At 63.0% G+C, this 10,830-nt stretch carries 10 protein-coding genes; 8 read left to right on the plus strand and 2 right to left on the minus strand.

Annotated features, from left to right (window positions below):
- Positions 1 to 311 precede the first annotated feature (311 nt).
- Complete coding sequence (gene brnQ / locus N5D48_RS24400) at positions 312 to 1,625, plus strand: branched-chain amino acid transport system II carrier protein (RefSeq protein WP_279888587.1); 1,314 nt, start codon at positions 312 to 314, stop codon at positions 1,623 to 1,625.
- Between the two features lie 280 nt (positions 1,626 to 1,905).
- Positions 1,906 to 2,655, plus strand: coding sequence for a DUF599 family protein (locus N5D48_RS24405; protein WP_279888589.1), 750 nt, complete (start codon positions 1,906 to 1,908; stop codon positions 2,653 to 2,655).
- Between the two features lie 67 nt (positions 2,656 to 2,722).
- Here the strand turns inward: N5D48_RS24405 and N5D48_RS24410 are convergent, their stop codons facing one another.
- Entirely contained in the window at positions 2,723 to 2,998 is a 276-nt protein-coding gene (locus N5D48_RS24410) for a hypothetical protein (RefSeq protein ID WP_050706517.1), read from the minus strand.
- A 136-nt stretch (positions 2,999 to 3,134) separates the two neighbouring features.
- Here N5D48_RS24410 and N5D48_RS24415 point away from each other — a divergent pair, with 136 nt between their 5' ends.
- The 4 genes from N5D48_RS24415 to N5D48_RS24430 all read left to right on the plus strand — a co-directional run bounded on the left by N5D48_RS24415 (position 3,135) and on the right by N5D48_RS24430 (position 6,952).
- Positions 3,135 to 3,611: a PaaI family thioesterase gene (locus N5D48_RS24415; RefSeq protein WP_279888591.1), complete on the plus strand. Its 477-nt coding sequence runs from the start codon at positions 3,135 to 3,137 to the stop codon at positions 3,609 to 3,611.
- Positions 3,608 to 4,066: a PaaI family thioesterase gene (locus N5D48_RS24420; protein WP_050706515.1), complete on the plus strand. Its 459-nt coding sequence runs from the start codon at positions 3,608 to 3,610 to the stop codon at positions 4,064 to 4,066. Before N5D48_RS24415 ends, N5D48_RS24420 begins: the two co-directional genes overlap by 4 nt.
- Before the next feature lie 94 nt (positions 4,067 to 4,160).
- Positions 4,161 to 6,068, plus strand: a complete 1,908-nt coding sequence (htpG, locus tag N5D48_RS24425; RefSeq protein ID WP_279888594.1) for a molecular chaperone HtpG — start codon at positions 4,161 to 4,163, stop codon at positions 6,066 to 6,068.
- Between the two features lie 158 nt (positions 6,069 to 6,226).
- Positions 6,227 to 6,952 carry a dienelactone hydrolase family protein gene (locus N5D48_RS24430; protein ID WP_279888595.1) on the plus strand — a complete coding sequence of 242 codons (726 nt, stop codon included), beginning with the start codon at positions 6,227 to 6,229 and terminating at the stop codon, positions 6,950 to 6,952.
- Between the two features lie 127 nt (positions 6,953 to 7,079).
- Here the strand turns inward: N5D48_RS24430 and N5D48_RS24435 are convergent, their stop codons facing one another.
- On the minus strand, positions 7,080 to 7,943 hold the full coding sequence (locus tag N5D48_RS24435; RefSeq protein WP_279888596.1) for a pirin family protein: 864 nt from the start codon (positions 7,941 to 7,943) through the stop codon (positions 7,080 to 7,082).
- A 109-nt stretch (positions 7,944 to 8,052) separates the two neighbouring features.
- Here N5D48_RS24435 and N5D48_RS24440 point away from each other — a divergent pair, with 109 nt between their 5' ends.
- Together N5D48_RS24440 and N5D48_RS24445 are read left to right on the plus strand one after the other, a co-directional pair.
- Positions 8,053 to 9,060 (plus strand): amidohydrolase family protein, encoded by a 1,008-nt coding sequence (locus N5D48_RS24440; RefSeq protein WP_279888597.1) that lies wholly within the window; start codon positions 8,053 to 8,055, stop codon positions 9,058 to 9,060.
- A gap of 114 nt (positions 9,061 to 9,174) precedes the next feature.
- Positions 9,175 to 10,800, plus strand: a complete 1,626-nt coding sequence (locus N5D48_RS24445) for a methyl-accepting chemotaxis protein (RefSeq protein WP_279888598.1) — start codon at positions 9,175 to 9,177, stop codon at positions 10,798 to 10,800.
- The last annotated feature ends 30 nt before the right edge of the window (positions 10,801 to 10,830 follow it).

Raw genomic sequence — 10,830 nt, forward strand, 5'->3', positions numbered from 1 at the left:
CCAGCACAGGTGGTGATGAAATTTCGATCACCTCGATCAGGATTTTCAACCAGACATCTACCCAAATGAGCAATAAATTGTCGCCTAACACGTTCAACCAGACGACAAACACATACGCACATCGGACAAGCAGCACAGTGCCAGTGCGTTTGTCAGGTAAAACAGGTACCCTACGCGTTCACTCTGTGCCCGTACCCCAAAAGGGAACGACACGCTAAACGGGTCTGGCTCACCAAGCCGGGCAGCATTTCCCTTCATCCTGTGGGAAATCCCCTCCGACTCCCGATTTCAGCAGTGTGGTATTTCCTTAAATGAAAGTTTTAAAAGGCCAGGATATCCTGGCGCTTGGCTTTATGACGTTTGCGCTGTTCGTCGGCGCCGGCAATATCATCTTCCCGCCCATCGTCGGCCTGCAGTCCGGTCCGCACGTATGGATGGCGGCGCTTGGCTTCCTGGTCACCGCCGTGGGCCTGCCGGTCATCACCGTGGTTGCCCTGGCCAAGGTCGGTGGCGGCATGGACGCCCTGAGCAGCCCGATCGGCAAGTTCTTCGGTGGCCTGCTGGCGGCTGTGTGCTACCTCTCGGTCGGCCCGCTGTTCGCCACTCCACGTACCGCGACCGTGTCGTTCGAAGTGGGCGTTGCGCCGCTGACCGGCGAAAGCCCGACGGCGCTGCTCATCTACAGCATCGTGTACTTCGCCGTGGTACTGGCCGTGTCCATGTACCCGGGCAAGCTGCTCGACACCGTGGGCCGTTTCCTCGCGCCGTTGAAGATCATCGCCCTGGCGGTGCTGGGCATCGCGGCTTTCGCCCTGCCGGCCGGCACCATTGGCGAGGCCCAGCCTGCCTATGCCGCCGCCGCGTTCTCCAAAGGGTTCTCCGATGGCTACCTGACCATGGACACCCTGGGCGCCCTGGTCTTCGGCATCGTCATCGTCAACGCCATCCGCTCGCGTGGCGTCGAGTCGCCGAAGCTGATTACCCGCTATGCCATCATCGCCGGCTTGATTGCCGGTGTGGGTCTGGTGCTGGTGTACGTCAGCCTGTTCCGCCTCGGCGCGGGCAGCCATGACATCGCCGCCGACGCCACCAACGGTGCGATGGTGCTGCATGCCTATGTGCAGCACACCTTCGGCTCCCTGGGCAGCGGCTTCCTCGCCGTGCTGATCGCCCTGGCCTGCCTGGTGACCGCGGTTGGCCTGACTTGCGCCTGTGCCGAGTACTTCAGCCAGATCCTGCCGCTGTCGTACCGCGCCCTGGTGGTGATCCTGGCTGGCTTCTCGCTGCTGATCTCCAACCTGGGGCTGACCAAGCTGATCATGTTCTCGATCCCGGTGCTCACGGCCATTTACCCACCCTGCATCGTCGTGGTGGGCCTGAGCTTCGTGAAGGATCTGTGGAACTCGCCGGTGCGCATCCTGGCGCCGGTCATGCTGGTGTCGCTGCTGTTCGGTATCGTCGATGCGATCAAGGGCAGCAGCCTGGCGCACATGCTGCCGGACGCCATGGCTCACCTGCCATTGAGCGAGCAGGGCATGGCCTGGCTGGTGCCTTCGGTGGTCACCCTGGCCGCCGCCGTGGTCTTCGACCGCATGCTCGGCAAGCCTCGCGAGGCGCTGGCCTGATGGATTGAAGCCTGCAGGGTAGGGCGCTGGCCACAAGCCGAAGGGCGCCTAGCCAAGGTGGATATCGAAACCCCGCTTCTTGTGAAGGAGCGGGGTTTTTTATTGTCCGTGCTGGCCCCTTCGCGGGTAAACCCGCTCCCACAGGAGCTGGTGCGAATCCTGTGGGAGCGGGTTTACCCGCGAAGGGCCGGTGCAGGGAAAGCAAATAGTGCATTCACGTGTCTTTTGCCGAATCCAGGCGTCGAAAGCCGGTCAGTTCCTCTTTCTACGGGATGCCCGCATGAGCTTCATCCAAAGCAACCTGGCCAATCTCCTGGCCGCCTGCTGGTTCGCCATCTGCTGGGGCGGCTACACCCGCTACGCTATTTGGAAAGGCCGCGACACCGCCTGCCTGGCCAGCGTGCTGCACCTTTATCGCGAAGACTGGATGCGCCGCATGCTGCTGCGCGACAACCGTATCGCCGATGCCAGCGTGATCGGCAACCTGGAACGCAACGCCTCGTTCTTCGCCTCCAGTACCTTGATCATCCTCGCCGGCATCCTCACCGTGCTCGGTGCGTCGGATCGCGCGCTGTCGCTGCTGGCCGACCTGCCACTGGTGCAGCAGGCCTCACAAGGGATGTCGGAAATCAAGTTGCTGTGCCTGGCGACGGTATTCGTCTATGCCTTCTTCACCTTCAGCTGGTGCATGCGCCAATACAACTTCGCTGCGGTGCTGGTAGGTTCGGCGCCGATGATCGGCGAGCGCCTGGTCAATGAACTCGAGCGCAAGGCTTTCGCCTCTCGGGCCGCGCGGGTACTGTCGCTGGCGGCCAACCAGTTCAACCTGGGATTGCGTTCGTATTACTTCGGCATGGCCATGCTGAGCTGGTTCATCAGCCCTTGGTTGTTCATGGTCATGAGCGTGGGCGTGGTATTCATCCTGTATCGCCGCGAGTTCCATTCCCATGTACTGGAAGTGATGGTGTTCACGCCGACCGAAAGTGTCTCGGTCGAGGTGGGCAAGGACACTTCCGGCGTTACCAGCTGAAGCCTTTCAGTATTAAATGCCAAGTACAAAAAAACCCGACATCGTCGGGTTTTTTTGTACTGCGCGATTACTGCTTGGCAGGTTCGGCAGGCGCAGTGGTCGGCGCTGGAGTGGTCGGCGCGGCTTCCTCGGCGGCCTTCTGCTGCGCTTCGGCCTGATCTTTGGCGGCTTCGGCGTTTTCCTTGGCGGCTTCGTTCATCTTATCCTGAGCTTCGCCCATCTTCTCCTGGGCTTGCTCGGCGTGTTGCTGTGCGTCCTGGGCTTTGTCTTCGCTCGCTTTATCGCAAGCAGCCAGGCCCATGGCAGCGGCCAGCATCAGAGCAAAAGCAAAAGGTTTACGCATGGGGTGTTTCTCCTGGGTGGAATAACTTTACTTGTACCTTCGAGTTCACCGGGTGCGAAGAAGTTCCACAAAGGTTACAGATATATAACTGCCCGACCTATATGGACTTTTTATCCATTTTATGAAGCGAGGGACAATGAACGAGACGCCATTGATGGCGATGGCCGAGCGTTTTCTCTCGGCGCTGAAACATTGCCAGGTATTGCAGATGCGCGTGCACCACGCCGACGCCGACGGCATGACGCTGGTGCTGCCCTGGTCACCGGCGATTGTCGGTAATCCGCAGAACGGCGCGGTGCATGGCGGCGTGCTGACCACGCTGATGGACACCACCTGCGGCATGGCCACCCTCTGCGCGCTGCCGCGTTTCGAGGTGTGCCCGACCCTGGACCTGCGCATCGACTATATGCACCCGGCCGAGGCCGGCAAGGATATCTACGGTCATGCCCAGTGCTATCGGGTGACCCGCGATGTCATCTTCACCCGTGGCACCGCCTACCAGGACGACCCTTCGCAGCCGATCTGCCAGGTGGTCGGCACCTTCATGCGCCTGGGGCAGGACGTCAAGGGCGGCATCCGCTTCGGCAACAGCCTCAAGGAGGGTCGTGCGTGATCCCCGCCGATATCCGTCAACAGCTGAACCAGGCCCACGCGCGGGGCGACTACCAGCCCCTGCTGGCGTTGATCCCGTATGCCGGGCTGATCGGCATCGAATGCGAGCGCCAGGGTGACGACCTGCTGTTCCGTCTGCCGGCCAACCCCGACAACATCGGCAATCCGTTGCTGCCGGCGATCCATGGTGGCGTCATCGCCGGTTTCATGGAGCTGTCCGCGGCGCTCTACCTGCTGATCTACAGCGAGAGCGCGAGCATCCCCAAGATCATCGATTTCTCCATCGACTACCTGCGCGCCGGGCATTTTCGCGACACCTACGCCCAGTGCCAGCTGTGGCGCCAGGGGCGGCGGGTGACCAACGTCGCCATCACCGCCTGGCAGGGTGATCGCGACACGCCGATCGCCACGGCGCGCGCGCATTTCAAGATCGAACCGGAAAAGCCCTTGAAATAGTCGGGGCTGCCCCCATCTGTTGGACATCCGCCATCAAAAGCAGGCCAGACGGCCGCCAGGCGCCAACAACCAACAGATTGGAGTTTTGAAGACCATGAGTGTGGAGACTCAAAAAGAAACCCTGGGCTTCCAGACCGAGGTAAAGCAACTGCTGCACCTCATGATCCATTCCCTGTATTCGAACAAGGAGATCTTCCTGCGCGAGCTGATCTCCAACGCCTCCGACGCCGCCGACAAGCTGCGTTTCGAGGCCCTGGCCAAGCCTGAGCTGCTCGAGGACGACGCCGAGCTGAAGATCCGCGTGAGCTTCGACAAGGCTGCCAACACCGTGACCCTAGAGGACAACGGTATCGGCATGAGCCGTGAAGACGTCATCGCGCACCTGGGTACCATCGCCAAGTCCGGCACCGCCGACTTCATGAAGAACCTCACCGGTGACCAGAAGAAGGACTCGCACCTGATCGGTCAGTTCGGCGTGGGCTTCTACTCCGCGTTCATCGTCGCCGACAAGGTCGATGTGTTCAGCCGTCGCGCTGGCCTGCCTGCCGCAGAGGGCGTGCACTGGTCGTCGCATGGCGAGGGCGAGTTCGAAGTCTCGACCATCGACAAGCCTCAGCGCGGCACTCGCATTGTCCTGCACCTGAAGAAGGGCGAGGACGAGTTCGCCGATGGCTGGCGTCTGCGCAACATCGTCAAGAAGTACTCCGACCACATCGCCCTGCCGATCGAACTGCCGAAGGAGCAGTCCGCCGCAGCCGAAGGCGAGGAGCAACCGGCGCAGGAGTGGGAAACCGTCAACCGTGCCAGCGCCCTGTGGACCCGTCCGCGCACCGAGGTGAAGGACGAGGAGTACCAGGAGTTCTACAAGCACATCGGCCATGACTTCGAGAACCCGCTGGCCTGGAGCCACAACAAGGTCGAAGGCAAGCTGGAGTACAACTCGCTGCTGTATGTGCCGGCCCGCGCGCCGTTCGACCTGTACCAGCGCGAAGCACCACGCGGTCTGAAGCTGTACGTGCAGCGCGTGTTCATCATGGACCAGGCCGAATCGTTCCTGCCGCTGTACCTGCGTTTCATCAAGGGCGTGGTCGATTCCAACGACCTGTCGCTGAACGTCTCCCGCGAGATCCTGCAGAAGGATCCGATCATCGATTCGATGAAGACCGCGCTGACCAAGCGCGTACTGGACATGCTGGAGAAGCTGGCGAAGAACGAACCCGAGCAGTACAAGGGCTTCTGGAAGAACTTCGGCCAGGTGCTGAAGGAAGGCCCGGCCGAGGACTTCGCCAACAAGGAGAAGATCGCAGGGCTGTTGCGCTTCGCCTCCACCCAAGACGACAGCGGCGAGCAGAGCGTCGCCCTGGCCGACTACCTGGCCCGTGCCAAGGAAGGTCAGGACAAGATCTACTACCTGACTGGCGAGTCCTACGCCCAGGTCAAGAACAGCCCGCACCTGGAGGTCTTCCGCAAGAAAGGCATCGAAGTGCTGCTGCTGACCGACCGCATCGACGAGTGGCTGATGAGCTACCTCAACGAGTTCGATGGCAAGGCGTTCGTCGACGTCGCCCGTGGCGACCTGGACCTGGGCAATCTGGACTCCGAAGAGGACAAGAAGGCCCAGGAAGAAGTCGCCAAGGAGAAAGAGGGCCTGGTCGAGCGTCTGAAGGGTGCGCTGGGTGACAGCGTTGCCGAAGTGCGCGTATCCCACCGCTTGACCGACTCGCCAGCGATCCTGGCCATCGGCGAGCAGGACCTGGGCCTGCAGATGCGCCAGATCCTTGAAGCCAGCGGGCAGAAGGTGCCGGAATCCAAGCCGATCTTCGAGTTCAACCCGGCCCATCCGCTGATCGAGAAGCTCGATGGCGAGCAGAGCGAGGACCGCTTCGCCGAGCTTTCGCACATCCTGTTCGACCAGGCGGCCCTGGCGGCCGGCGACAGCCTGAAGGACCCGGCGGCCTATGTGCGTCGCCTCAACAAGCTGCTGGTCGAGCTGTCCGCTTGATCTGACGCAGACAAAGCCCGCTTCGGCGGGCTTTTTCATTTCTGGCGGGGACTCACTTGTGGGAGCGGGCTTGCCCCGCGATACCTGCTTCGCGGGGCAAGCCCGCGCCCACGAATGCATCTATCATGTGCTGACCCGTGAAGCCCAAGGAGAGCTGAATGAGCAAGGTCATCGTCGAGTCGCTGGTCTATCACCTGTCAGGCAAAGCCTATGAAAGCCGCCTGGTCTACACCCAGGGCGCGCTGCCGCAGCCGGGCTTGGTCATGGCGCCGAACTGGATGGGTATCGGCGAGGGCGCCGAACGTATCGCCAAGGAAGTGGCCGAGCAAGGTTATGTGGTATTGATCGCCGACCTGTACGGCCAGTCGGTGCGCCCGTCCAATGCCGACGAGGCGGGCGCGGCGATGATGCCGCTGAAGAATGACCGCGCCGAGCTGCGCAAGCGCATGCAGGAGGCGCTGGCGCAGTTGGTGGGGCAATCGAAGGCTTTGCTGGACCCCGGCAAGGTGGCTACCTTCGGCTTCTGTTTCGGCGGCTGCTGTGCGTTGGAGCTGGCCCGCACCGGTGCTGATCTGAAGGCGGCAGTGTCATTCCATGGCACCCTGGACACGCCGAATCCCGAGGATGCCAAGCGTATCAAGGGCTCGGTGCTGGTGCTGCATGGCGCGTCCGATCCGCTGGTGCCCAAGGAGCAGCTGCCGGCTTTCGAGGCCGAGATGAATGCAGCCAAGGTCGACTGGCAGTTGCTCAGCTATGGCGGCGCGGTGCATTCATTCACCGATCCGAACGCCAATGTGCCGGGCAAGATGCAGTATGACCGGCGAACCTCGGAGCGGGCATTCCGCGCGATGCATAACCTGCTCACGGAAGTGTTCCGCGGCTGAATGTGATGGGGGCTGCTGCGCAGCCCTTCGCGGGTAAACCCGCTCCCACAGGCATGCGTAAATCTGAACGTCACGCGATCTCTGTGGGAGCGGGTTTACCCGCGAAGGGCCGCAAAGCGGCCCCACATCAGCGCGGCAATTCGATCCGCCCGTTTTCCCCAGGCACCACCGGCCAATCGCCCGCCGCCCAGCGCGCTCGCGCTTGCTCGATCAACTCAGGGTCACTGGCAACGAAATTCCAGTTCATCCGCCGTGGCCCATCCAGCGGCTCGCCGCCAATCAGCACCAACTGGCATTCTTCCTCGGCATACAGCGTCACCTCTTCCCCTTCCGGCAGCACGATCATGCTGCAGGCCTCGACCTGATCGCCGTTCATGAACAGCTCACCGTCCAGCAGATACAGTGCTCGCTGAGCATGTTCGTCGGGCACCACCAGTGTTGTGGCTGATTGCATATGCACATGGGCATAGAGGGTCGGGGAGAGTACCGGCACCGGCGATGCCAGGCAGAACCCGGTACCGGCAATCATGCGGATCTGCACACCCAGGCTGTCACTGACCGGCAGGCTCGCCGCCGGATGATGGCTGTAGCTCGGCTTACCCTGCTCGTGCTCGCGGGGCGACGCCAGCCAGACCTGCAGCCCGTGCAGTCTTGAACCCTTGGCCAGCAGATCGGCCGGCGTGCGCTCGACATGCGCCACGCCTGCGCCGGCGGTCATCCAACTGACATCGCCCGGCTGTACATGCTGGTCCGAACCCAGGCTGTCCTTGTGCTGGATTTCACCCTCGAACAGGTAGGTGAGGGTGGATAGGCCGATATGCGGATGCTGGCGAATGTCCATGCCATGGCCGGGCGCGTAGTCGGTTTCCAGCATATGGTCGAAGAACACGAAAGGGCCGACGCTGCGGCACTGCGCCGAGGGCAGTGGGCGCAGGATCGGCTGGCCCTCGACCGATTCGGCACGTGGGCGGATGACCAGGGGACTGCTCATGGCGACACTCCTTGAGGGATGCCTGCAAGCATAGCGTTTCGCCGTCCGTGGCTGAACCGTCGCGGGCGCTGCCCGGTCTACTCTTGCGGGACCGGCAAAGGAGGCTCCGATGATCGCCCGCATACTGGCTTGCCTGCTGCTGAGCGCAGGCCTGTTCGACGCCGCGCAGGCCCGCGACTACCGCTACAGCGACGCGCACCTGCACTACGTGGACTTCTTCCAGGAAACCGAGGGCATGCCGGCGCTGCTCAAGGCCATGGACGCGGCCGGGGTGGAGCAGTCGATGATCTCCGGTGTCCCGGTGGCGAAGAAATGGCACGAGGACGAGCCCAAGCGTCCGCGCTATTACGCCGGGGACGACGCCGACGCCTACTGGTACAGCGCCACCGACCTTTATGTCGCCGCCGCGCTGCAGAAGCTGCCAGCGGAGCAGCGCCGTCGCTTCCACCCGTTCCTCACTGGCTTCAATCCGGTGGACAAGAACGCCGTCAATCATATCGAGCGCATGCTCGACCTCTATCCGGGGTTGTGGCAGGGCATCGGCGAAGTGTTCACCCGCCACGACGACCTCACCGCCCTGACCAGCGGCGATACGCCGCGGGCCAACAATGAAGCCATGACCCGTATCTATCACCTGGCCGCCGAGCGCGACCTGCCGGTGCTGTTGCATTCGAACATCACCTCCAAGCGCGAGCGCAACCCGCTTTACCTGGCCGAGATCGAAGAGCCGCTGCGCAACCACCCGCATACCCGTTTCATCTGGGCCCATGCTGGCAGCAGCCTGGAGATCCATCGGCACCAGGAACAGATGGATTTTCTCCTGCCGGTGCTGACGCGGCTGTTGGAGGACTACCCGAACCTGTACGTTGACCTGTCCTGGAGCGTGCTCAAGCCCTACCTGCTCGACCCGCAAGGTGTGCCGCGCCAGGCTTGGGTGGCCTTGGTGGAGCGCTTCCCACAGCGTTTCGTACTCGGCTCCGACCTGGTGGGACGGTTCGACAGCCTGGGTGAGCAGATGCACGGTTTCGACCCCTTTCTCGATGCCTTGCCGGCAGCGGTGGCGGAGCAGGTGAGTCGGAGAAATTTTGTCAATCTGCTGCCAAAAGCGGCGAAGTAGCGCGTTATAGCAGTAGATAGCTTTTTGATATCGCCTTTTCGTCTTACGCAATTTCCAGGCGGCCCGATACCTTCATTAAGCGACGGACCAATGCTTTTGGGAGGGATCCTGGAAATGAGCCTGAGACGCTTGAATATCGCCCCGCGCGCGGGCCTTGGCTTTGGCATCATGGCGCTGCTGGTGGTGGCGCTGGGCGGCTTCGCGCTGCAGCAGATGACCAGCATGCGCCAGCAGTCCGAGCAGGTCGACAACAACTGGCTGCCGAGCGTGATCTCGGTGGGCCGCATGACCCAGGACATGCTGCGCATCCGCGCCTTGACCCTGCGCCTGCTGGTCAACACCGACCCGGCCGCCCAGCAGCAGAATCGCGCCCGCATCGACGAGATCAAGGGAGGCCTGACCAAGGCCCAGAGCCATTACGACGGGTTGATCGTGCTGCCCGAGGAGCGGACCTTGTTCGACCGCTATCAGGTCCTGGAGCGCCAGTACATGATCTTGCAGGGGCAGGTGGTGCAGTTGGCCACCGATGGGCATGTCCAGGCTGCGGCGGCGCTGGTCAACGGCGAGATGAACCAGCTGGCCGACCAGATGAGCGCCACGCTCAACGAGTTGATCGAGCTGAACAACCACCAGGCCAATTCCGCCACCGACCTGGCCGAGGCCGTGTACAACGGCGCGAAGGTATGGGTCGGCGTGCTGTTGGTGATCGCCCTGAGCCTCACCGTGGTGCTCGCCCTGGCCCTGACCCGCAGCATCGTACGGCCGCTCGGGCAGTCGCTGAAGGTCGCCGAGACGGTCGCCACGGGCGACCTCACGCCGCAGATCACCGTGCAGGGCGACGATGAGCCGGCGCGCCTGCTGGCGGCGCTCAAGAGCATGCAGCAGAGCCTGCGCGAAACCATCGGGCGGATTTCCGACTCGGCCAGCCAGCTGGCCTCGGCGTCCGAAGAGCTGAGCGCGGTCACCGAGGACGCCACCCGCGGCTTGCAGCAGCAGAGCATGGAGATCGAGCAGGCCGCGACCGCGGTGAACCAGATGACGGCGGCGGTGGAGGAGGTGGCGAGCAACGCGGTGGCCACCTCGGAGGCTTCCCGCGAGTCCGACCAGATCGCTCGCCGTGGGCGCGAGCAGGTGCAGGCCACGGTCTGCGCCATCGAGGAGCTGGCCAATGGCGTGGCCGGCAATGCCGAGGAGGTTGGCCAGCTGGCGCAGCAGGTGCACGACATCAGCAAGGTGCTGGATGTGATCGGCTCGATCGCCGAGCAGACCAACTTGTTGGCGCTCAATGCCGCCATCGAGGCGGCGCGGGCCGGCGAGGCCGGGCGCGGGTTCGCCGTGGTCGCCGACGAGGTACGGGCGCTGGCCCATCGCACGCAGACCTCGACCCAGGAGATCGAGCAGATGATCGTCGCCATCCGCAGCGGCGCCGAGCGGGCCGTGCAGGGTATGCAGCACAGTGATACCCAGGCGCGCGCGACGCTCGATGGTGCTCATGCTGCCGGCGAAGCACTGGATGCGATCGCCGCCGCCATTGGGCAGATCAACGAGCGCAATCTGGTGATCGCCAGTGCTTCGGAAGAGCAGGCTCAGGTGGCGCGGGAGGTGGACCGCAACCTGACCACCATTCGCGACCTGGCGCACCAGTCCTCGGCGGGGGCCGAGCAGACCTCGGCGGCGAGCCATGCCTTGTCGCGCCTGGCGGTGGATCTCAACAGCCTGGTGCAGCGGTTTTCTGTCTGACGCTCATCGCCTCTGTAGGAGCGGCCTTGT

The sequence above is a fragment of the Pseudomonas sp. GD03858 genome, assembly GCF_029840925.1.
In the GTDB taxonomy this organism is placed as follows: Bacteria; Pseudomonadota; Gammaproteobacteria; order Pseudomonadales; family Pseudomonadaceae; genus Aquipseudomonas.